This is a genomic window from Pseudomonas sp. 1912-s (genome assembly GCF_029269205.1).
Classification (GTDB): domain Bacteria; phylum Pseudomonadota; class Gammaproteobacteria; order Pseudomonadales; family Pseudomonadaceae; genus Aquipseudomonas.
The window spans coordinates 1-22168 of record NZ_JARIXR010000057.1; the positions used below are offsets into that span (position 1 = coordinate 1).

Sequence of the window (22168 nt, forward strand, 5' to 3'; positions counted from 1 at the left end):
GTCGAGCTTGTTTTTGGAAACATCAATTCCGACGAACGCAGAGTCATGGTCCATAGCGTTTTTCCTCACGTCCAACCTTGCAGAATCGGGCTTTGCGCCCAGGCAACCGTTCGGACTAGTTTAGGAAGGAACCTGCTCCGACCCATGCTCACTCACGATCTCGAAATCAGAGGGCACTACGGTCTGAAGCAGGTGAAAACAATCTTACAAGGGCACACCGAGCCTAGGCGAGGTGCCGAGTGGTGGGGCAAGAGCGTTTTGCTTACTTTTGCGCTGTTCAAAAGTGAGCCGCTGTAAGAGCGGAACCAATACCAGCCATCACCCAAATAACGGATATGTACCCAAGCCCCGGGGCATCAAATCGACAACCCCTTGAAGTGCTCCTGCAAAAACTCCACACACGCCCGCAGCTTCCCGGAGTACGCCAACCGCGTCGGATACACCGCCCACACGTTGGCACTCTGGGTGTAGTCATGCAGCACCTGCACCAGTTTCCCTTGCTCCAGCAGCGGCTTCACATCCCACATCGACCGCAACAACACCCCACGCCCATCAAGCGCCCATTGCAAAACGATCTCGCCATTGTTGGATGACAGCGGCCCACGCACGCGCACGCTGTCCTGCACGCCATCGCGTTCCAGGTGCCAGATGCCAAAGGCGTTGTCGCGCTCTTTGAGTACCAGGCAGTCGTGTTGCTCCAGGTCGCTCAAGTGCTGCGGCGTGCCTCGGCGTTCGAGGTAGGCGGGCGCTGCGCACAACACCCGGCGGTTGCTCACCAGCCGGCGGCCGATGTGTTGCCCGGGAATGTCGTCGCCCACGCGAATCTCCAGGTCAAAACCCTCGCTGACGATATCCACCACCCGGTCAAACAGGTCCAGGCGAATCTCCAGGTCCGGGTATTGCTCAGCCAGCAGCGACAGGGCCGGCGCCACATGGTTGCGGCCGAAACCGAAGCTGCTGCACAAATGCAGATGGCCACGGGGGCTGTCGTGGGCGTCGGAAAGCTCATCGGACAGTTGCTGGAAGTCTTCGAGAATACGCACGGCCCAGCGCTGCACGCGCTCACCGTCTTCGGTCAGGGCGATACGGCGGCTGGTGCGGTGCAGCAGGCGGGTGGCAAGGGTGGTTTCGAGAATCTGGATACGCTTGCTGACGTAGGCCGGGGACAAGCCCAGCTCATCGGCAGCCGCAGCAAAGCCGGCCTTGCGGATCACGGTCAGGAATACCCGCAGGTCTTCAGGTAGGGGCACGGTATCTTTCTTGTTAGTCATCAGAAACAGGCGTGGCGGCATGAGCCGCCAGAATAGCACCGGTGTGGCGAGGGAGCTTGCTCCCGCTGGGCTGCGCAGCGGCCCCAAAAAAGAGGGGAGCGCTGCGCACTCCAGCGGGAGCAAGCTCCCTCGCCACAGGGGATTGGTACTTAAGGTCTACTCAGCGGCGATCTTCGCCTGCGCAGCAGCCCGCGCATGACGGCCATGCTTGAGGGCGATAGGCGCCATCTTCTCGCGGTCCAGTTCGCCTTCCCACGCAGCCACCACCAGGGCGGCCACGGCATTGCCGATGATATTGGTCAACGAGCGGCACTCGGCCATGAAGCGGTCGACACCCAGGATCAGCACCATCGCCGCCACCGGCACCGTCGGCACCACCGCCAGGCTGGCGGCCAGCGCGACGAAGCCTGCGCCTACCACTGCGCCCGCGCCTTTGGAGGTGAGCATCGCCACCGCCAGCAGGGTCAGTTGTTGCTCCAGCGTCAGGTCGATATTGGTGGCCTGGGCCAGGAACAGCACCGCCAGGGTCATATAGATGTTGGTGCCGTCCAGGTTGAAGGTGTAGCCAGTGGGCACCACAATCCCCACTACGCCTTTGGAGGCGCCGAGGCTTTCGAGTTTCTGGATCAGTTGCGGCAGGGCCGATTCGGAGGAGCTGGTGCCCAGCACGATCAACAGTTCGGCCTTGATGTACGTCAGCAGCTTGAAGATGCTGAAGCCGACATAGCGGGCAATGCTGCCCAGCACCACCGCCACGAAGAAAAACGCGGTGACGTAGAACGTGCCCACCAGTTTCAGCAGCGGCAGCAGCGAACCCAGGCCGTATTTGCCGATGGTGAAGGCGATCGCGCCGAACGCACCGATCGGCGCGACGCGACTGATCATCCCGACGATGCGGAAGAACACTTCGCTGGCCTGGTTGATCACGCCTACCAAGGGCCGGCCCTTCTCGCCGATCATCACCAGCCCGAGGCCAAACAGCACTGACACAAACAGCACCGGCAGGATTTCGCCCTTGGAGAAGGCGTCGAAGAAGGTGGTCGGGATCACGTGCATCAGGAACCCGGTGACGCCTTCGCCGTGTTCGGCCTGGCCGACAAAACCGGCGATGGCCGAGCTGTCGAGGGTCTTCACATCAATGTTGAACCCCACGCCCGGGTGCAGCAGATGCGCGGCGAGGATGCCGATCACCAGGGCGATGCTGGAGACAATCTCGAAATACAGCAGCACCTTGCCGCCCACGCGGCCCACCTGCTTCACGTCGTGCATGCTGGTGATGCCGGAGACCACGGTGCAGAAGATGATCGGGCCGATGATCATCTTGATCAGCTTGATAAAACCGTCGCCCAAGGGCTTCAGGTCGATGCCCACCTGGGGCCAGTGGTTGCCGATCAACACGCCCAGCACAATGGCGATGATCACCTGCACATACAGGGTTCCCAGCAGTTTTCTGATTGTCATTTTTATTATCTCGAGACGTTTTTTGGGCAAGCAGATCCCGTCGCAGGCTTTTTCAAGCCTGCGGGGCGGGATCGATCAGATCAGCGGTTGACTAAAGGCTCAGCGAAGGAAGGTCAGGACTTCGCCGAGCAACAGCTCCGGGGCTTCTTCTGCGATGTAGTGGCCGGCCGGCAGGGCCTTGCCACGTACGTCGGTGGCTACTTTTTGCCATTCCTTGAGGGGTTCGAAACAGCGCCCGACGGTACCCTCGGCGCCCCACATCACCAGCAATGGCAGGTTCAGGTGATTGCCGATGTCGATATCGGCGCGGTCGTGCTCAAGGTCGATGCCGGCGGCGGCACGGTAGTCTTCGCAGATGCCGGTGGCGGTGCCGGGCAGTTTCAGGCAGCGCAGGTATTCGGCGAAGGCTTCATCGGTGAACGGCTTGAGGCCGGCACTGCGGCTGCCCATGACGCTGCGCAGGTACAGCTCGGGGTTGCTTTCGATCAGGCTTTCCGGCAACGGCGCCGGGCGGATCAGGAAGAACCAGTGCCAGTAGGCGCGGGCAAAGGCCTCGTCGGTCTGGGCGTACATCGAAAGCGTCGGTGCGATGTCCAGCAGCACCATGCGTTGCACGGCCTTGGGGTGGTCCAGGGCCAGGCGATGGGCGACGCGGGCGCCACGGTCGTGGGCCAGCACCGAGAATTCATCAAAGCCCAGGGCCTTCATCAACTCGACGCCGTCGCGGGCCATTTCGCGCTTGGAGTAGTGGATGTGATGCTCATCGGCGGCGGGTTTGCTGCTGTCGCCGTAACCGCGCAGGTCGGCGGCGACCACGGTGAAGTGTTCGGCCAGTTGCTCGGCGACTTTGTGCCAGATGACGTGGGTCTGCGGGTGCCCGTGCAGCAGGAGCAGGCCGGGACCCGCGCCGCCTTTGCGGTAGCTGATGTCCACACCGTTGACGTGGCGCTGGTCTTTTTGGAATCCGGCGAACATGGAATGACTCCTTGTGATGATTGCCTGCATCCTGAAATCACACGGCGCCTGGGGCAAGGGGGAAAACGTGGAGGGGTTGTTCATGAAGTGTGTTGAAGGGGTTGGGCCCCTTCAACACGGGACTTTATCCTTGCTTGAACATCTCCTCGGCCCGCTGGCGAACCTGCGCCTCGGTCAAATCCTCCTTGCGGGTGGCCAGGAACCACACGTGCCCGAACGGGTCTTTCAGCGTCCCGGAACGGTCGCCGTAAAACTGATCCTTGGGCTCTGAAATCGCCGTGCCGCCAGCCTTGATCGCCCGGGCGAACTGTTGGTCGACGTCTTGCACGTAGAGATGCAGGCACACACTGGGGTGTTCCTTGCCCGGGCTGCCGAACGACATCTCGCCGCAGGGCGAGGCCATCATGATCGGCGAATCACCAATGCGCAGTTCGGCATGGCCGACCTTGCCGTCGGGCATGTCCAGGCGCATGACTTCGGTGGCGCCAAAGGCTTGTTTGTAGAACTCGATGGCTTCAGCGGCTTTGTCGATGCCCAGGTACGGCGTGATGCTGTGATAGCCCTCGGGAATGGGTTTAACGCTCATTTCGTTCTCCTCAGATTGTGGTTATGGAGGGACGGCTTTTTCACTATAGGCCACGTGCGCCGTGGCCTGCGGGCAGCCGACGAGGTGTTGCCCAGGCAACAGCAAACCGGCAGTTTGCTGCGCCGTGGGCGGTCTGCCGCGCGTAGATCGGGCGCAAACCCTTGTGTTTGAAGGTCCGGCGCCTCAGGCACAGAAGCTGCAATGCCTCAGGTAAATCATTCGCCCGAGAGCGTTGTATGTCTGTACTGCCTGTATCTGCCGATTACCCGATTCACTCACCTCACGCCGAGCTGATCCGCGACGAGGCCCATGCCCTGGCCGTTGCCCACCAAGTCGCCGCCGTATTGCTGGAACAAGACGCCGAACGCGATCGCACCCGCCAGGTGCCGGCGGACGTGGTCGACCTGTATTCCAACAGCGGCCTGTGGGGCATCAGCGTGCCCCGCGAGTTTGGCGGCGCCCAGGTGTCCTACGCGGTGCTGGCCCAGGTGATTGCGATTATCTCGGCGGCCGATCCCTCGCTGGGGCAAATCCCGCAGAACCATTACTGCCTGCTGGAAGACATCCGCCTGCAAGGCACGCCTGAACAGCAGGCGTACTTTTTTGGCCTGGCGCTGGAGGGGCATCGGTTTGCCAACGCACTGTCGGAAACCGGCGGCAAGAACGTCCAGGACATCCAGGCGACCATCCGCCGGCAAGGCGACGGCTATGTGATCAACGGCCGCAAGGGTTATTGCACCGGTTCGCTGTACGCCCACTGGCTGGCGGTGCTGGCGCTGGATGAACAGCAAAATGCGCAACTGGCGTTCGTGCCGCGCGGCACTGAAGGCCTGGTGGTGGTCGATGACTGGGACAGCATGGGCCAGCGCACCACGTCCAGCGGTACGGTGTTGGCCGAAAACCTGAAGGTGCCGGCGTTCAACCTGTTTCCTACCCATCGCTCCTACGATTCGCCGACCCTGGCCGGCCCATTCGCCCAGCTGACCACCGCCGCCATCGACGCCGGCATCGCCCGTGCCGCGCTGCGTGACACGGTGCAGTTCGTCCGGCAATTCGCCCGCCCATGGATCGATGCCGGGGTGGAAAAAGCCAGCGAAGACCCGCTGACCATTATCCAGGTCGGTGCGCTGGATATTCGACTGGAAGCGGCGGAAGCCTTGCTGGAACGGGCCGGAAAAGCCCTCGACGCCGCGCGCCCGGCACCGGATGAAGACAGCGTCGCCCATGCCTCACTGGCCGTTGCCCGGGCCAAGGTGCTGACCACCGAAATCGCCATCGACGCCAGCAACAAGCTTTTCGAGCTCGGCGGCACCCGGTCCACCTTGAAGAAGCACAACTTCGACCGGCACTGGCGCAATGCCCGGGTGCATACCCTGCATGACCCGGTGCGGTGGAAGTACCACGTGGTGGGTAACTGGTTGCTCAACGGCGCCAAGCCCCCGCGTCACGACTGGTCTTGAACCATGGCCGAGCTGTTTAAAAACATCTATTGGGCCGACATCGGCCAAGCGTGCCTGGAAACCCTGAGCATGCTCAGCGCGGCCCTGGGTTTTACCGTGCTGCTCGGGTTGCCGCTGGGGGTGGTGTTGTTCCTCACCGGCAAGCGCCAGTTGCACGAAACCCTGGTGGTGTACCGCGCGTTGTCGGTGGTGGTGAACGTGCTGCGTTCGCTGCCGTTCATCATCCTGCTGATTGTGCTGATCCCGGTGACCACCTTGCTGGTGGGCACCTCATTGGGCGTGCCCGGCACGATTCCGCCGTTGGTGGTGGGCTGTACGCCGTTCTTCGCGCGGCTGGTGGAAACCGCCTTGCGTGAAGTCGACCGTGGCGTGGTGGAGGCCACCCAGTCCATGGGCGCCAGCACCTGGCAGGTGATCCGCCACACGCTGTTGCCGGAAGCCCGGGGCGGGCTGCTGGCGGCGGTCACCGTCACCGCGATTGTGCTGGTGGACTACACCGCCATGGCCGGGGTGATTGGCGGCGGTGGCCTGGGCGACCTGGCCATCCGCTACGGCTATCAGCGTTTCCAGACCGACGTGATGGTGGTCACCGTGTTGCTGCTGTTGGTGCTGGTGCAGGCCCTGCAAATGACCGGCGACCGCTTGGTGGCGCGTTACAGCCGCCGTTAAAACCTATTCCTAGAACGACTGCTTTCGGAGCAATCATGAAAAAATCCCTGGCCATTTTGGCTGCTGTCTTCTCCCTGAATGCCCTCGCCAACGAGACGTTGGTGGTGGGTGCCACACCCGTGCCTCACGCCGAGATCCTGGAGTTCGTCAAACCCGCGCTGGCCAAGGAAGGCGTGGACCTGCAGATCAAGGTCTTCACTGATTTCATCCAGCCCAACCAGCAACTGGCGCTGAAGAACATCGACGCCAACTACTACCAGTACCGGCCATTCCTGGATGACTACAACAAGACCCGGCACACCAATCTGGTGCCGGTGGTAGGCGTGCACATCGAGCCGTTCGGCGCTTATTCGACCAAGATCAAAAATATCTCCGAGCTGAAAGACGGCGCCACGGTGTCGATCCCCAACGACCCGGTCAACACCGGCCGCGCCTTGGTGCTGCTGGACGAAGCCGGCCTGATCAAACTCAAGGACCCGAGCAACACCCTGGCCACCCCACGGGACATCGTCGAGAACCCCAAGCACCTGAAAATTCGTGAGCTGGAAGGGGCGTTGCTCGCGCGTTCAGTGAGCCAGGTGGACCTGGCGTTCGTGTTCGCCAACTACGCCCTGGAAGCCGGGATCGACACCAACAGCGCGTTGATCGTCGAGAAGGGCAAGAGCCTGTACGTCGAGTATCTGGTAGCGCGCCCGGACAACATCAACGACCCGGGCATCCAGAAGCTGGCCAAGGCGTTGAACTCCGATGAAGTGCGCCAGTTCATCCTGACCCGCTACAAGGGCCAGATTGCCCCGGGATTCTAAGACCCATACAGATCCAAGGTGGGAGCTGGCTTTTGTGGGAGCCGGGCTTGCCCGCGATAGCATCACTGCGGTTTGCCAGAAAAACCGAGGTGCTTGCATCGCAGGCAAGCCAGCTCCCACATTGATTGGGTTCACACGTCAGGGATCAGGGGTGGGCTCCAAGAGTTGTGCCCCAGGCCCGCGCTCACCCAGTACATCATCGTGATTACGCAGCGGGCACGCCTCCAGCGACAAACACCCGCAGCCAATGCAGCCACTGAGTTTGTCCCGCAGCAGCACCAGCTTGTCGATGCGCTGGTCCAAATCCTCACGCCACAGCGCAGACAGGCGTTCCCAGTCGGCAGCCGTTGGCGTGCGGCCATCGGGCAAGGTTTGCAGCGCGTCATGGATCGTCGCCAGGGGGATGCCCAAACGCTGAGCAATCTTGATCACCACCACCCGGCGCAACACGTCCCGCGGGTAGCGCCGTTGATTGCCGGCGTTGCGGTTGCTCTTGATCAACCCCTTGGTTTCATAGAAGTGCAGCGCGGTGACCGCCACGCCGCTGCGGGCCGCCAATTGGCCGACGGTGAGTTCTTTGGTGACCATGAAAAAGCCCTTGACCTTGACTTAACTAGAGGTTTTACCCTGCGTGGCATCGAATCGCAAGATTGTGCCTACAGTGAGAGGGAAATGTTCATGCAGGTATCAGAGAAGAGTCTGAGTTTCACCCAGATGGTCGAATTCCAGATCGAACCTCAGCAGCAATCGGCTTTGGTGGCGGCCCTGTCATCCCAGAGCGAGCGTTTGGCCCAAGGCCATGGCGGCTTTATCAATGCCAGTGTGCAGGTCAGCGATGATGGACGCCGGGTGCTCAGCTGCCTGCAATGGCGCTCCCGCGAAGACGGGGAGGCGGCCTTCAAGTGTTTTGAGCACGGTGAGGAAGATTTCTGGACGCTGATCCGCGCCCACCAGGCCACGGCGGTGACCTTCTGTTCGTTCCAGGTGCTGCGCAGCATCGAGCGCAGCCATGACAACGCCTTGCACTGCCGCCTAAATTGACAGGTGCAGCATGCGTTCGCCCTGTACGTTCTCGCCGGGGCGTCGCTTGTTTACCGCCAGTTCACCGATCTTGATCAAACGGGTTCGCGTCACGTTGCGGCTCAGGCCCAGCAGGTTGGCGGTGTGCACCTGGTTGTAATGGCTGAAGCGGTAGGCGGCGCGCAGCAGCGCATCCTCGACCTTTTCATGCAGGGCGCCGGCCTGTTCTTCGAAAAGTTTTTGAAAGGCCCGTTCCAGCAAGGCTTCAGCGCTGTTGTCGATGCCGTGCTGGCTGTCGTCCTGACGCTCGATGCGCATGTTCGACAGGCGCAGATCGTCGCGCTCGATCACGCCATTGCGGCAAATCAGCAGGGTGTGGTGGATGACGTTTTCCAGTTCGCGGATGTTGCCCGGCCAACTGTAGCTCTTGAGTTTCTGTTCGGCCTCGCGGCTGATGGTGATGGGGCCATAACCCAGGCGCTGGCTGTAGGCTTCGATGAAGTGCCGGGTCAGCGGCAGGATGTCGCCGGGGCGGTCCCGCAGCGGGCTCAGCTCCAGGCTGACCACGTCAAGGCGGTAGTACAGGTCCTCACGAAAATGCCCGGCGTTGATGGCTTTTTCCAACTGAACGTTGGTGGCAGCCAACACCCGCACGTCGATGGGAATGCTTTTGCGCGAGCCCAGGCGCACCACTTCGCGTTCCTGCAGGACGCGTAGCAGCTTGACCTGAATCGCCATCGGCAAGTCGCCAATTTCATCGAGGAACAAGGTGCCGCCGTCGGCCTCTTCGAACCAGCCGGCCTTGGCGCTGAGGGCACCGGTGAAGGCGCCTTTTTCATGGCCGAACAGCTCGGCTTCCACCAGGGATTCGGAAAACGCGCCGCAGTTGACCGCCACGAACGGCCGGTTGCGCCGCGCGCTGAGGTTGTGGATATGGCGCGCCACCAGCTCTTTACCGGTGCCGGTTTCGCCGATGATCAGCACGCTGGCTTCGCTCGGCGCGACTTGCTGGATGTGCGCCAGCAACGCCTGGGATTTGGGGTCTTCGAAGACCTGGGCCGTGGCGCGGATCGAGGTCGCAAGAGCGGGCGAGGGCGGTAAGGTTAAAAGCTGCATGGGCACCTCTTCTAGGAGTAGAACGTGGGAATCGGCAGGGACTGGTTCAACGCCCAGTCCCCCAATTCGTGGAGTTTGTAGTCCACCGGGTCGTGCAACGTTTGCGTGCGCAGGTTGCGCCAGTGCCGGTCCAGGCGCAGGGAGGCGTGGGTGGAGCGCGCGCCGGTGACTTCGAACAGGCGGCTGCACAGTTCCAGGCCGTTGCGGGTAGCGGCCACTTTGGCGGTGGCGATGGCGATGGCCAGTTCGCCGCGCTCGCTTTCGCTGAGGCTCGGGCCTTTGGCCCAGGCCTGGTCCAGCAGTTCGGCGGCACGCTCCACCAACAGGCGCACGCCTTCCAGCGCGACCCAGAATTCGCCGTAGTGGTTGAGCACGTACGGGTCCTGGCGAATGTCCTGCACCGTGGATTTATGCCAGGGCCGGGTTTCGGTCAGGGTGTAGTTGCGGGCTTCGGCAAAGGCGCCTTCGGCGATGCCGAGGAACATGTGGGTGAAGGTCAGCTGGGCGATCAGCGGGCGCAGACAGGCGAAGGGCGTGCTGAGCGGGCCGGGATCGAGGAGCAATTCCGACTCCTCCACGCGTACCCGTTCGAAGGTGGCGCTGCCGCTGTCGGTCTGGCGCTGGCCGATGTTGTTCCAGTCGTTGTGCAAGGTGATGCCGCTGCGGCCGCTGGGGATGGCCGCAATCAGCAGTTTGCCGCCGGCGCTTTCATCCACCGCCGAGGCGATCAGCATTTCCGAGTCGCTGGCGCCGGAGCAGAAACTTTTCTTGCCGGAAAATTCGCGCCAGCCGCCGAAGGCCTTGACCACCGTGCGTGTGTCCAGCGGGTTGAGGGCGTTGCCCCAGAACCAGTTTTTACGCGCGGTCTGTTCGAACCAGGGTTGCCATTGCTCCGGGCGGGAAAACAGGCGCACGGTGGCGAGCATCAGATGATGAAACCCGAAGACGTGGGCGATGGAACTGTCGACCTTGGCGAACTCGCGCACGATCTCCAGGGTCTCGCTCCAGCGGGCGCCGAGGCCGCCGTATTGGGTAGGAATGCTCAGGGCCAGCAAGCCGCTCTGGCGCAGGGCGTCACGTTCGGTCTTCGGGGTGCCGCCACGCTCGTCGCGTTCGACGGCGGTGAGGGCGAATTCGGCGGCCAGCAGTTTGGCGGTCTGCAAGGGTGAGGGCAGGACGCTGTTGGGTTTGGCTGTCACGCGGTATTCCTCAATGTCTGTTTGGCAATAAAGCCCAAATGTGGGAGCGGGCTTGCTCGCGAATGCGGTGACCCAGAAACAAATTCGGTGACTGACACACCGCTTTCGCGAGCAAGCCCGCTCCCACATACAGCAGATCTCAGCGTGCTCAGGCTTTTGCCGGCAGCACGTCGTTGGCAATCATTTCGCCGAACGGTCCGGTGAGGTTGGTGACGCCACGCCCGGCCAGGCTGGCGTAGGGCTCCGGCAGCAGCGGGAACACCAGTTCGGCAAAGCGATACGCCTCTTCCAGGTGCGGGTAGCCGGAGAAGATGAAGCTTTCGATGCCCAGGTCCGCGTATTCCTTGATCCGCTCGGCGACTTGCTGAGGGTTGCCCACCAGGGCCGTGCCCGCGCCGCCCCGCACCAGGCCGACACCGGCCCACAGGTTGGGGGCGATTTCCAGGTTGTCGCGACGCCCGTCGTGCAGCGCGGCCATGCGCCGCTGGCCTTCGGAGTCAAAGCGCGAGAAGGATTTTTGCGCGGCGGCGATGGTTTCGTCGCTGATGTGTTCGATCAGTTTGGCGGCGGCTTTCCAGGCGTCTTCTTCGGTTTCGCGCACGATCACATGCAGGCGAATCCCGAACTTGACGGTGCGGCCATGGCGCGCTGCGCGCTCGCGAACGTCGGCGAGTTTCTCGGCGACGGCGGCCGGTGGTTCGCCCCAGGTCAGGTACACGTCCACCTGTTCGGCCGCGAGGTCGTGGGCGGCGTCCGAGGAACCGCCGAAGTACAGCGGTGGATATGGCTTCTGCACCGGTGGGTACAGTGCCTTGGCGTTCTGTACGCGCAGGTGTTTGCCTTCAAAATCTACCGATTCGCCCTGCAACACGCGGCGCCAGATCTTGAGGAATTCGTCGGTCACTTCGTAGCGTTCGCTGTGATCGAGGAAGCTGCCGTCGCCGCGGTTTTCGTCGGGGTCGCCGCCGGTCACCACGTTGATCAGCAGGCGGCCACCGGACAGGCGGTCGAGGGTGGCGGCCATGCGTGCCGAGACGGTCGGCGAGATGATCCCCGGGCGAATCGCCACCAGGTAACGCAGGCGTTCGGTCAATGGCACCAGCGCCGAGGCGATCACCCAGGAGTCTTCGCAGGAGCGGCCGGTGGGGATCAGCACGCCGTGGTAGCCGAGGTTGTCCGCCGCTTGAGCGACTTGTTTCAAATAGTTGAGGGTGACCGGGCGAGCGCCTTGGGTGGTGCCGAGGTAATGGCCGTCACCGTGTGTAGGCAGAAACCAGAAAACATCCATGACAAATCCTTAAGCGATTTTCAGCAGAGAGGTGGGATGCGCGGCAAACAATGGCGCGGCGCGTTCTGCAGCAAGGCGAATGCGGGCCTTCAAGGGCTCACTGGTTATGTGGTAATCGGTGAAGTCAGCCTCGGTGGCGTACACGCCAATCGGCAAGGTCAGGGCCTGGAAGAAACTGAACAGCGGGCGCAGTTGGTGATCGAGTACCAGGGCGTGGCGTTCGCTGCCGCCGGTGGCCGCCAGCAACACCGGGGTGTTGATCAGCGCGTTGAGGTCGACCAGGTCGAACAGGTGCTTGAGCAGGCCAGGGTAGGAGCCGCGATACACCGGGGCGGCGACGATCAGCAGGTCGGCCTGCTCGATCGCTTGCAGTTGGGCTTCGACGTCGGCGGGCAGTTCCTGGCGCGACAGTGCGCCGCCCAGCGGCCGGGCAATGTCGCCGAGTTCAATCAGGGTGGTCTGGATCGGCAATTGATTGGCCAGTTCGGCCAGCACGGCCTGGGTCAGTACCAGGGTGCGGGACGGGCGCCAGGTTCCGCCGGAGAGGGCAACGACATTCAGTGGACGAGTCATCAACAGTTCCTTTTTCAACAGTGGCTCAGGGCAAGAGCAGTAGCGGGGCTTGAGCAAGAGCTGTACCAAACTGCGCAGCCCTTGATTGGCGAGGCCTCTGGGCCAGGTGTTGGAAAATGGCGGTGTTGTCTGCCTGGTGTTTTGTTGAATGACTGTTGCCTGGGCAACAGTTGCCAGGCGAACAGTGGCGTGAGCGCTGAGGCCATTTATAGAGGGTTGTATTTATTCCGTAAATGAACGTATTTCCATATTTATAGATCTGTATGGAATATGCGGCGTGACTATCACAGGTGTCGCAAAGGTTGATAGCGACTATCACGGCTGATGATTTTTCACCGTGCAGGGGCGGGAGTAGCCTGTGTTCATTGACTTCAACCCGTTTCGCAGGACCTTCGCCATGAACCGTTTTCTCGCCATTGCCGTATTGCTTGTCACCTCAGTCCTTGCCGGTTGTGCGACCCATTCGTCGCCTGAATTGCGTGCCTACTCGGCTGAAGAGAGCAAGGAACTGGCGCTGGAAGCCCTGAGCCGTCGGGGCCTGTCGTTTGATGAATACCAACAGAAGAAAGCTGAACTGACTGGCCAGCCACAGAACACGTTTGGTTTTGACCGCCAGGGCGAAATGAATGCCGAGCGTGGCGTGACGCTGCACGGTCGCCCCAGTTGAGTCAGTGGCCAGGTCTGAAGAGCCCGAGGTTTCCCACAGGAACCTCGGGCTTTTTGTTTGCCATCCGTTTCCCGGAGCCTGTTAAGCTGAATTTCAGGAGCGTTCCTACGCACTTTTAAATAAAGTGGTCTTTCTTTAACGGCACGGGATCAGGTAAACCATCTTCCTTTCTGATCGCTGCCCCTGAGACGCTGCTCTCGGGAACATGCTCTGCGAGTCTTTAACGTCATGAATAAACGTCCGCTGTATTTCGACTACGCCGCCACCACGCCGGTGGATGAGCGGGTCATCCAGGTGATGGTCGAGTGTCTGGGTTTCAACGCCAACTTCGGTAACCCTGCGTCCAGTTCCCATGCGTTCGGCCAACAGGCCCGGCAAACGGTTGAACAGGCGCGGCGCCAGGTGGCCGAACTGGTTGGCGCCGAGCCGGCACAGATTGTCTGGACCTCCGGTGCCACCGAGTCCAACAACCTCGCCATCAAGGGCGTCGCCCAGGCGCGGGGCGTGGCCGGTGGGCATATCATCACCAGCCAGATCGAACACAAGGCCACGCTCGACACCGCTCGCCAGTTGCAGGAAGCCGGGGTTGCCGTGACGTACCTGGTGCCGGACGCCGAAGGGTTGATCAGCGCCGAGGCGGTGAGTGAAGCATTGCGTGAAGACACCTTTTTGGTGTCGCTGATGCTGGTGAACAACGAGTTGGGCACCCTCAACGATATCCAGGCGATTGGCGCGCGAGTGCGTGAGCATGGGGCGTTGTTTCACGTGGATGCGGCGCAGGGCGCGGGCAAGGTGGCGATTGACCTGGCCGAGTGGCCGGTGGACCTGATGTCGTTTTCCGCCCACAAGCTCTATGGTCCCAAGGGCATCGGCGCCTTGTACGTCGGCCCGCGTGCGCAGCAGAAAGTGCTGGCGCAGATTCACGGCGGTGGCCATGAAGGCGGCTTGCGTTCCGGCACCCTGGCGACTCACCAGATCGCCGGCATGGGCACGGCGTTTGCCCTGGCGGCAGCGTCCTTCGCTGAAGAAAAGGCGACCATCGTCGCCTTGCGCGAGCGCCTGCTGGAACAGATGAATAGCATTGCCGGGGTGCGCCTCAATGGCAGCCTTACCCAGCGTATCCCCCACACCTTGAGCCTGACGTTCAGCGAGGGCGAGTTCAACTCCGCCGCCCTGAGCGCGGGCATTGCCTTTTCGGCGACCTCGGCCTGCAATTCGGCGAGCAATGCACCGTCCCATGTGCTTCTGGCGCTGGGCCATGATGCCCGCAGCGCAGGTCGCACCATTCGCTTGAGCCTCGGTCGGTTTACCACCGAGCAGGACATCGATCAGGCGGTACAACTGATCAAGGCGGCACTGGCCAGCGCACCGGCTTTCTGGGCCGTTTGACCCCATAACAATTATTAGTGGTTAGCAGGAGACACGATGAGCACACAGCCTTTGACCCATGGAACGGTTCCCCAGCGCCTGGCGCATACCCGCGAACTGATGAGCCGCGAAGGCATTCATGCCCTGTTGGTGCCGTCGGCCGACCCGCACTTGTCCGAATACCTGCCGGGTTACTGGCAGGGGCGCCAGTGGTTGTCGGGTTTTCACGGTTCGGTGGGCACGCTGATTGTCACCGCGGATTTCGCCGGTGTGTGGGCAGACAGCCGCTATTGGGAACAGGCGACCAAGGAACTCAAGGGCAGCGGTATCGAATTGGTCAAGCTGCAACCCGGCCAGCCCGGGCCACTGGAATGGCTGGCGGAACAGACTCCGGAAGGCGGCGTGGTGGCAGTGGACGGTGCGGTCATGGCCGTGGCCTCGGCGCGTACCCTGGGCAGCAAGCTGGAAGCACGTGGTGCACGCTTGCGCACGGACATCGACCTGCTGAATGAAGTCTGGCAAGACCGCCCAACCTTGCCGAACCAGCCGATCTATCAACATCTGCCGCCCCAGGCCACCGTCAGCCGCGGCGAAAAACTCGCGGCCCTGCGCGAAAGCTTGAGCGAGAAGGGGGCCGACTGGCATTTCATCGCGACCCTGGACGATATCGCCTGGCTGTTTAACCTGCGTGGTGGTGACGTTTCGTTCAACCCGGTGTTTGTGTCCTTTGCCTTGATCGGTCAGCAGCAGGCGACATTGTTTGTGGCTTTGAGCAAAGTCGATGCCGAGCTTCGTGCCGTGCTGGAGCAGGATGGCGTGGCCCTGCGTGATTACAGCGAAGTCGCAGCTGCATTGAAGGCCATTCCGTCGGGCGCCAGTGTGCAGGTCGATCCGGCACGGGTGACCGCCGGCTTGCTGGAAAACCTCGGCAGTGGCGTCAAGCTGATCGAAGGGCTTAACCCGACCACCTTGGCCAAATCGCGTAAAAGCCTGGCGGACGCCGAGCATATTCGCCAGGCCATGGAGCAGGACGGCGCGGCCTTGTGCGAATTCTTCGCCTGGCTCGACAGTGCGTTGGGCCGTGAGCGCATCACCGAACTGACTATTGATGAACACCTGACGGCGGCCCGTACCCGCCGTCCGGGTTATGTGTCGCTGAGTTTCAATACGATTGCCGCGTTCAACGCCAATGGCGCGATGCCGCACTACCACGCGACTGAAGAAGAGCACGCGCTGATCGAAGGCGATGGCTTGCTGCTGATCGACTCCGGTGGCCAGTACCTGGGTGGCACCACCGACATCACGCGGATGGTGCCTATTGGTACGCCAACCGAAGAGCAGAAGCGCGATTGCACGCGGGTGCTCAAAGGTGTGATTGCCTTGTCCCGCGCGCATTTCCCCAAGGGCATTCTTTCGCCGCTGCTGGATTCCATCGCCCGTGCGCCGATCTGGGCCGAAGGCGTGGACTACGGCCACGGCACCGGTCATGGCGTCGGCTACTTCCTCAATGTGCATGAAGGCCCGCAGGTGATCGCCTATCAAGCCGTCGCCGCACCGCAAACCGCGATGCAGGCCGGCATGATTACGTCCATCGAGCCGGGCACTTACCGTCCGGGGCGTTGGGGTGTGCGGATCGAGAACCTGGTGCTGAACCGTGAAGCGGGCAAGACCGAGTTTGGCGAGTTCCTCAAGTTCGAGACACTCACGCTGTGCCCCGTCGACACCCGTTGCCTGGAGCCGTCGTTGCTGACGGTGGACGAGCGCCAGTGGTTCAACGATTACCACGCGCAAGTCCGTGAGCGCTTGAGCCCGCTGCTCAGTGGCGCGGCGCTGGAATGGTTGCAGGTGCGTACGGCTGCTATCTGAGGGGCTGCAGTTCGGGCGCCTGGGTCAGGGCATCGGCCATGTAGTCGATAAACGCTTTGACCCGGGCGGACTGACGGCGATTGGGTGCCGAAACGGCATGAATCGGCAGCGACTGCGGGGTGTAGTCCTGCAGCAAGGCGACCACCCGGCCGGCCTTCAGGTCATCAAAGAACAACCACAGGGGCGACAGCGCAATGCCGAGCCCCGCCAATACCATCTCGCGTACAGCCTCGGAGTTATTGCTCTGGGCGTTGCCCTTGATCTTGACGCTGTGCCGCGTCCCGTCCTTTTCGTAAACCCATTGGTTCTGGCTGCTGAGCAGGTTGAACAGCAGGCAATTGTGCCGGGCCAGCTCTTGCGGCGTTTGCGGCGCCGGGTGTTTGGCCAGATAGGCGGGGCTGGCGAGGGTGACCCGGTGAGTAGTGCCGATCTGCCGGGCGATCAGGCCGCTGTCGCGCAACTCGCCGATGCGCAGGGTAACGTCCAGGCCTTCGCTGACCAGGTCCTGATTTTGATCGTTCAGTTGCAGGTCAACCTGTACCTGTGGGTATCGATCGAGAAATCCCGCCAGGCGTGAGGCGATGTGCAGGCGACCGAAGCTCACCGACGAGCCAATGCGTAACGGACCGGCGACAGCTTCCTTGCCGGACTGGAAGCTGTGTTCTGCAGCATCCACCGCCGCGAGGATTTGCCGGCAATGGCTGTAGTAGCGCTGGCCTTCGTCTGTCAGGGAGAGTTTGCGGGTGCTGCGGGAAATCAGCTTGCCGCCCAGTTCTGTCTCCAGTGCACGCAGTACTTTGCTGATGGTGGGCTGAGTGGTGTGCAATTCCCGGGCAACCGCAGAGAAACTCCCGCGCTCGATTACCCGGACGAAAATGGCCATTGCGTTGAGCTTATCCATGGGGCTACCAATTCATGCCAAATGAGCATGGTCACTATAGCGGTTTGGCGTCTTATCGGCATGAATGGCTGGGCACATCATGGTGATCACTTCCTGATGAATCGAGATCGCGACCATGACTGATACAACTCAAATGCATGCCCTGGTGGTGGATGTGGCGAATGGGCCGTTACGGCTGGCAACGATTCCCAGGCCGACGCCGGGGGATGGTGAGGTGCTGGTAAAGATCAAGGCCAGTGGCCTCAACCCGCTGGACGGGAAAATTCGTGCAGGTGAGGCGGCCCATGCCCGTCAGCCGTTGCCGGCTGTGATTGGCTTGGACTTGGCGGGGATCATCGAGACGGTGGGCCCGGGTATCAACGAGTGGAAGGCGGGCGATGAGGTGTACGCCCTGGCGACGGGAGTGGGGGGCATCCAGGGTTCGTTGGCGGAGTTTGCCGTGGTGGATGCGCGCTTGCTGGCGAGAAAACCCGTGACCCTGAGCATGCGCGAAGCCGCGGCATTGCCGTTGGTGCTGATCACCGCATGGGAAGGGCTGGTGGACCGTGCGCATGTAGGTCCGGGGCATAAAGTACTGATTCAGGGCGGTGCGGGTGGTGTAGGGCATGTCGCCGTGCAAGTGGCTAATGCGTTTGGCGCCGAGGTGTTTGCAACCGGTTCAGCCAGGCAGCGGGCGTTGATCGAGGGGCTGGGTGCTACGTTTATCGACTACCAACAGCACACCGTCGAGGAGTATGTAGCCTTGCACACGGCGGGCGAAGGTTTTGACATTGTGTATGACACGGTGGGCGGGCCGACGCTGGATGCGTCCTTCCGGGCGGCCAGGACTTATTACGGGCATGTGCTGAGTTGTCTTGGCTGGGGTTCTCATAGCCTGGCGCCGTTGTCGTTTCGCGGGGCGACTTACTCTGGTGTGTTTACCCTGCTGCCGATGTTGACGGGCAAGGGGCGCGAGCACCACGGGCAGATCCTTGCCGAGGCGGCGCAGTTGATTGATGACGGGAAGCTCACGCCGATTCTCGACGGGCGTCAATTCGACCTGCACACGGCAAACGCCGCCTGCGAGTTACTCGCCGGCGGCGCTCAAGGGCGTCTGGTGATTGAAATCTAGCTCAGCGCTTCGCGGACAAACTCCAGGCGGTCCTGGCCGAAAAACAACTGGTCGCCGACGAACATCGTAGGCGCCCCGAATACGCCGCGCTGGATGGCGTGCTCGGTGTTGTCCTTGAGGGTGGCCTTGACGGCGTCGTCATTCGTCAACGCCAGGACTGCTTCGGGATCAAAACCGTGTTCAGCCAGCACCGCAGCCACCACAGCAGGATCACCCAGGTGACGGCCTTCTACCCAAAGGGCACGGAACAGGCAATCGATGAAATCCTGAAAACGCTCGGGTTGGCGCATTTGGACACCGGTGACAGCGCGCATCAGCGTCAATGTATTGATGGGGAAGTGTGGGTTGAACTTGAGCGGGACGTTGTAGCGCTGGGCGTAGCGCGCCAGGTCCTGAAGCATGTAGCGGCCTTTGGCGGGAATGGTGACCGGTGATGCATTGCCGGTGGCCTTGAACACGCCGCCCAGCAACATTGGCTTATAAATCAGCTGGGCGCCGGTTGCAGCGCACAGGCCTGGAAGCTGCGTATAGGCCAGATAGGTGGCAGGGCTGCCGAGGTCGAAGAAAAACTCCACGGTTTTACTCATGCTGGGTACTCGCTGTTTATTGTTTTGGGGCGTGCTTACCAGGGTTCATTCCAGGGGCGCAGGTCCAGCTCGAAGGTCCAGGCGTCCCGGGGCTGACTGTGCAGGTACCAATAGTTATCGGCGATGTGTTCGGGGTTGAGAATACCGTCCTGGTCCTTGAGGGCGTACTTTTGCGGGAAGTTGTCACGAATGAAGTCAGTGTCGATGGCGCCATCCACGACTACGTGGGCGACGTGGATGTTCCTGGGACCCAACTCGCGGGCCATGCTTTGCGCCAGTGCGCGGATCCCGTGTTTCGCGCCTGCGAACGCGGCAAAGCCGGCGGCACCGCGCAATCCGGCAGTCGCACCGGTAAACAGGATGGTGCCGCGGTGACGGGTGACCATGCGCTTGGCCACTTCGCGCGCGTTGAGGAAGCCAGAGAAACAGGCCATTTCCCAAATCTTGAAGTACTTGCGGGCGGTTTCTTCCAGGATGCTGCACGGCACATTCGCACCGATGTTGAACACAAAAGCTTCAATGGGCCCCAGCTCGGTTTCAATCTGTTCGATCAGCGCAATCACGTCTTCTTCCTTGCGGGCGTCGCAGGCAAAGCCATGCGCCTCGCCGCCGGCCGCCTGGATGCTGTCCACCAAGGGTTGCAGTTTTTCGGCGCTGCGCCGGGTAACGCATGCGACATAACCTTCACGGGCGAAGCGTTTGGCAATTGCGCCGCCAGTGGCATCACCAGCACCCACTACCAGTACGATTTTCTTGTTGTTCGTCATGGGAGATCCTTTAGTAAACGATCGTTTGGTAAACGAACGTTATGCTATGATCCGGCGGGCGTCAAGCTGACAACACCAGGGGGAAAGCGATGCGATATTCGGCCAGTCATAAGCAGGAAACCAGAGAGAAACTGCTGGATAGCAGTGCAGCCCTGGCGAAGAAAGAAGGGTTTGCCAGTGTCGGAGTGGATGGCTTGATGAAAGCCATCGGCTTGAGTGGTGGCGCGTTTTATAGCCACTTCGCCTCAAAGGACGAATTGTTCAGCTCGATTGTCGAGCGCGAATTGAGCCACAGCCTTGAGCGCTTGAATGGTAATGGCGTGCAGAGTCGGGAGCGGCTGGATCGCTGTTTGAAGTTCTACTTGAGCATGGCCCATGTAGAGCAGTCTGAAGCGGGCTGTGCGTTGCCGAGCCTGGGTGCCGAGATTGCTCGATCGGATGTGGTGGTGCGCCAACAGGCGCAGGACTGGATTTGCCGGTTACAGGCGGGCTGGGCTGCAACGCTGGGTAGCGAGGACCTGGCGTGGTCGATTCTGTCGCAATGCATCGGCGCCCTGGTGGTGGCGCGGATGATGGTCAGCCCGCAGGTGCAGTCACAGGTGCTGTCATCGAACTACGACGTACTCAGCCAACAACTGTCGAACCTCTAAAGGCGTCGACAGTTACTTGCAGATCACAATCATGCTGCGGCTGGTGTAGCCGGCGGGGTTGAGGCCAAACGGGTAGTCGCCCGGGTCTTCAGCGTTGTCGCCCGACTTGGCGATGACTTTATAGCCTTTGGCACCACATGAATTGGCTGCACTGGCGTAGCACTGGTCCCAGGAGGAGGACAGGCCCGAGCAGTTGATATGCAGCCCCTTTTTTCCCCGTTTCACTTCGGTCTTGGTCGTCGCGGCACAACCTGCGATTGCCACAATCATGAACAGCATCAAAATTCGCTTCATTACTATCCTTAATAGCCGCCTCGCTTAAATGCACGAAGCTGGCTTTGCTCGCTCTCGAGTGTAGCGTTCATGATGTCCTTATCGAAATTCTCCATGAGTGACACTGGGTTACGGCCTAAACATGGCCTAATTGAGCGGCAAATGCCAGAGCTACGTCAAATCCTGAATCAATCGGCTGGAACGAGTGGCTTTGATTCGTTACGCATGGTCAGGGTTGCGCCAACGGATGCCAGGATAATGCAGGTAATGGCCAGCCATTGCGCCAGGGACAGGTGTTCTTGAAGGAAAAACAGGCCAGACAAGGCGCCGAACGCGGGCTCGATACTCATCAGGGTTCCGAATGTGCGGGCGGGCAAGCGGGTCAGGGCGACCATCTCCAGGGTGTAGGGCAGGGCGGTGGATAAAACCGCGACACCAATGGCGATCGGAATCAGTGAAGGCGTGAGTAGTGCTGCGCCGGCGTGGACTATACCGATTGGCGCGACAAACAGAGCGGCAATCATTACGCCCAGGGCTGCGGTTTGTACGCCATTGTCGGCACCGGCCTTTTGGCCAAACAGAATGTAGAGCGCCCAGCAGGCGCCAGCGCCCAGTGCGTAGGCAGCGCCTGTGAGGTCAATGCCGCTGCTGGCTTCTCCCACGGGGATCAATAATAGAAGGCCGACGATGGCCAGGGCTATCCAGAGAAAGTCTACCGCGCGTCGCGAAGCATAGATGGCGACGGCCAGTGGGCCGGTGAATTCGAGGGCTACTGCGATTCCCAGGGGGACGGTGCGCAGTGACATATAGAAGAGGAAGTTCATTCCGCCCAACGCCATTCCGTAAACGATGACCGTCTGCAGCGACTTGGCTGTCAGCTTGGCGCGCCATGGACGTAATAGAAGCAGCATGATCACACTGGCAAAAATCAGGCGCAGGGTGGTGGTGCCCTGAGCGCCCACGATGGGGAACATGCTTTTGGCGAGCGACGCGCCTGATTGAATGGAGGCCATGGCAATGAGTAGCAGGCCGACCGGAAACAATGTCGAGGCCAGGCTACGGGGTGAGGTGGTCATTGAGGGTGTTCGTCCGAGGTCGTATTAAAGAAGCAGAAGTGGCTATCATGCTTAACTGTTGAGCGATGGGCAATATATTGCTCAATTTGTTCGGGATTCCTCTCTATATAGGTGAATTCCAGGATAGTCGGGATGGATTGATAGAAAAGCTGAATTAAGGGTTGACGGCAGATTCTGGAAGTCTATAATTCGCCCCACTTCCGGCGCAGTCGAAACGGAAAACTCCTTGGTAAACAAAGAGTTATGTAGGTTTCGGCAGCGAGCTGCTTCAGATCATCGAAGCCTGGAAGGAGTTGATAGAGCGGTGTAGTTTGGCTCTATTAACGGTTCGATCTTCTCGGTCGAAAGCGGAGAAAAAGAGGTGTTGACAGCAGCGTGTAACGCTGTAGAATTCGCCTCCCGCTAACGAGAGATCGGAAGCGCAAGTGGTTGAAGTTACAAAGGAAACTTTGAAAACTTCTGAAAATAATCACTTGAC

23 protein-coding genes and 1 pseudogene are annotated in these 22168 nt (G+C 60.9%); 10 read left to right on the forward strand and 14 right to left on the reverse strand.

The annotated features are described in order from the left end of the window. Window positions 1-297 (forward strand): annotated as a pseudogene (locus P3C29_RS31795) (hypothetical protein); the annotation flags it as partial. 59 nt (window positions 298-356) lie between these two features. On the opposite strand, the gene P3C29_RS31800 reads toward P3C29_RS31795, so the two are convergent. From P3C29_RS31800 to P3C29_RS31815, 4 genes are all read right to left on the reverse strand, one after another. After that, window positions 357-1271, reverse strand: coding sequence for a LysR substrate-binding domain-containing protein (locus P3C29_RS31800; RefSeq protein WP_201124923.1), 915 nt, complete (start codon window positions 1269-1271; stop codon window positions 357-359). A 156-nt stretch (window positions 1272-1427) separates the two neighbouring features. After that, complete coding sequence (gene dctA, locus P3C29_RS31805; RefSeq protein WP_275966382.1) at window positions 1428-2732, reverse strand: C4-dicarboxylate transporter DctA; 1305 nt, start codon at window positions 2730-2732, stop codon at window positions 1428-1430. Between the two features lie 99 nt (window positions 2733-2831). Continuing rightward, entirely contained in the window at window positions 2832-3707 is an 876-nt protein-coding gene (locus P3C29_RS31810) for an alpha/beta hydrolase (RefSeq protein ID WP_275966383.1), read from the reverse strand. A 124-nt stretch (window positions 3708-3831) separates the two neighbouring features. Further along, a complete protein-coding gene (locus P3C29_RS31815) occupies window positions 3832-4293 on the reverse strand; it encodes a VOC family protein (protein WP_275966384.1) in 462 nt (153 codons plus the stop codon). 236 nt (window positions 4294-4529) lie between these two features. Here P3C29_RS31815 and P3C29_RS31820 point away from each other — a divergent pair, with 236 nt between their 5' ends. The 3 genes from P3C29_RS31820 to P3C29_RS31830 are packed head-to-tail and all read left to right on the forward strand — an operon-like array spanning window position 4530 to window position 7228. Then, the gene (locus P3C29_RS31820; RefSeq protein ID WP_275966385.1) at window positions 4530-5753 is read left to right on the forward strand and encodes an SfnB family sulfur acquisition oxidoreductase; all 1224 of its coding nucleotides are present in this window, start codon (window positions 4530-4532) and stop codon (window positions 5751-5753) included. Between the two features lie 3 nt (window positions 5754-5756). Next, entirely contained in the window at window positions 5757-6422 is a 666-nt protein-coding gene (locus P3C29_RS31825; RefSeq protein ID WP_010166559.1) for a methionine ABC transporter permease, read from the forward strand. Window positions 6423-6457: 35 nt separating this feature from the next. Continuing rightward, a complete protein-coding gene (locus tag P3C29_RS31830; protein ID WP_201124919.1) occupies window positions 6458-7228 on the forward strand; it encodes a MetQ/NlpA family ABC transporter substrate-binding protein in 771 nt (256 codons plus the stop codon). Between the two features lie 138 nt (window positions 7229-7366). Here the strand turns inward: P3C29_RS31830 and soxR are convergent, their stop codons facing one another. After that, entirely contained in the window at window positions 7367-7816 is a 450-nt protein-coding gene (soxR, locus tag P3C29_RS31835) for a redox-sensitive transcriptional activator SoxR (protein WP_275966386.1), read from the reverse strand. Between the two features lie 90 nt (window positions 7817-7906). Here soxR and P3C29_RS31840 point away from each other — a divergent pair, with 90 nt between their 5' ends. Next, a complete protein-coding gene (locus P3C29_RS31840) occupies window positions 7907-8269 on the forward strand; it encodes an antibiotic biosynthesis monooxygenase (RefSeq protein WP_275966387.1) in 363 nt (120 codons plus the stop codon). On the opposite strand, the gene P3C29_RS31845 is transcribed toward P3C29_RS31840, so the two are convergent. The 4 genes from P3C29_RS31845 to msuE form a co-directional block, all read right to left on the reverse strand. Continuing rightward, window positions 8261-9364, reverse strand: a complete 1104-nt coding sequence (locus P3C29_RS31845) for a sigma-54 dependent transcriptional regulator (RefSeq protein WP_010166567.1) — start codon at window positions 9362-9364, stop codon at window positions 8261-8263. The genes P3C29_RS31840 and P3C29_RS31845 overlap by 9 nt on opposite strands. Window positions 9365-9375: 11 nt before the next feature. After that, window positions 9376-10563: an acyl-CoA dehydrogenase family protein gene (locus P3C29_RS31850; RefSeq protein ID WP_010166569.1), complete on the reverse strand. Its 1188-nt coding sequence runs from the start codon at window positions 10561-10563 to the stop codon at window positions 9376-9378. Between the two features lie 148 nt (window positions 10564-10711). Continuing rightward, complete coding sequence (gene ssuD / locus P3C29_RS31855; protein WP_275966389.1) at window positions 10712-11851, reverse strand: FMNH2-dependent alkanesulfonate monooxygenase; 1140 nt, start codon at window positions 11849-11851, stop codon at window positions 10712-10714. A gap of 9 nt (window positions 11852-11860) precedes the next feature. Then, on the reverse strand, window positions 11861-12424 hold the full coding sequence (gene msuE / locus P3C29_RS31860) for an FMN reductase (protein ID WP_010166573.1): 564 nt from the start codon (window positions 12422-12424) through the stop codon (window positions 11861-11863). 397 nt (window positions 12425-12821) lie between these two features. Between msuE and P3C29_RS31865 the strand changes: the two genes are divergently transcribed. The 3 genes from P3C29_RS31865 to P3C29_RS31875 all read left to right on the forward strand — a co-directional run bounded on the left by P3C29_RS31865 (window position 12822) and on the right by P3C29_RS31875 (window position 16325). Further along, window positions 12822-13091: a hypothetical protein gene (locus tag P3C29_RS31865; RefSeq protein WP_201124915.1), complete on the forward strand. Its 270-nt coding sequence runs from the start codon at window positions 12822-12824 to the stop codon at window positions 13089-13091. A gap of 228 nt (window positions 13092-13319) precedes the next feature. Then, the gene (locus P3C29_RS31870; protein WP_275966390.1) at window positions 13320-14480 is read left to right on the forward strand and encodes an aminotransferase class V-fold PLP-dependent enzyme; all 1161 of its coding nucleotides are present in this window, start codon (window positions 13320-13322) and stop codon (window positions 14478-14480) included. Window positions 14481-14516: 36 nt separating this feature from the next. After that, the gene (locus P3C29_RS31875; protein ID WP_275966391.1) at window positions 14517-16325 is read left to right on the forward strand and encodes an aminopeptidase P family protein; all 1809 of its coding nucleotides are present in this window, start codon (window positions 14517-14519) and stop codon (window positions 16323-16325) included. Here the strand turns inward: P3C29_RS31875 and P3C29_RS31880 are convergent. Further along, entirely contained in the window at window positions 16318-17226 is a 909-nt protein-coding gene (locus tag P3C29_RS31880) for a LysR family transcriptional regulator (protein WP_275966392.1), read from the reverse strand. The two genes, P3C29_RS31875 and P3C29_RS31880, sit on opposite strands and share 8 nt — an antisense overlap. Before the next feature lie 115 nt (window positions 17227-17341). Here P3C29_RS31880 and P3C29_RS31885 point away from each other — a divergent pair, with 115 nt between their 5' ends. Further along, window positions 17342-18337, forward strand: a complete 996-nt coding sequence (locus P3C29_RS31885) for a zinc-dependent alcohol dehydrogenase family protein (RefSeq protein WP_275966393.1) — start codon at window positions 17342-17344, stop codon at window positions 18335-18337. On the opposite strand, the gene P3C29_RS31890 is transcribed toward P3C29_RS31885, so the two are convergent. After that, window positions 18334-18924, reverse strand: coding sequence for a 2-hydroxychromene-2-carboxylate isomerase (locus P3C29_RS31890; protein ID WP_275966394.1), 591 nt, complete (start codon window positions 18922-18924; stop codon window positions 18334-18336). The two genes, P3C29_RS31885 and P3C29_RS31890, sit on opposite strands and share 4 nt — an antisense overlap. A 35-nt stretch (window positions 18925-18959) precedes the next feature. Further along, window positions 18960-19691, reverse strand: coding sequence for an SDR family oxidoreductase (locus P3C29_RS31895; protein WP_169385838.1), 732 nt, complete (start codon window positions 19689-19691; stop codon window positions 18960-18962). Between the two features lie 89 nt (window positions 19692-19780). Between P3C29_RS31895 and P3C29_RS31900 the strand changes: the two genes are divergently transcribed. Next, complete coding sequence (locus P3C29_RS31900) at window positions 19781-20341, forward strand: TetR/AcrR family transcriptional regulator (RefSeq protein ID WP_275966395.1); 561 nt, start codon at window positions 19781-19783, stop codon at window positions 20339-20341. A gap of 12 nt (window positions 20342-20353) precedes the next feature. On the opposite strand, the gene P3C29_RS31905 is transcribed toward P3C29_RS31900, so the two are convergent. Together P3C29_RS31905 and rhtA are read right to left on the reverse strand one after the other, a co-directional pair. Further along, window positions 20354-20635, reverse strand: a complete 282-nt coding sequence (locus P3C29_RS31905) for a hypothetical protein (RefSeq protein ID WP_003210144.1) — start codon at window positions 20633-20635, stop codon at window positions 20354-20356. A gap of 167 nt (window positions 20636-20802) precedes the next feature. Further along, window positions 20803-21690: a threonine/homoserine exporter RhtA gene (gene rhtA, locus P3C29_RS31910; RefSeq protein ID WP_003210146.1), complete on the reverse strand. Its 888-nt coding sequence runs from the start codon at window positions 21688-21690 to the stop codon at window positions 20803-20805. Between the last annotated feature and the right edge of the window lie 478 nt (window positions 21691-22168).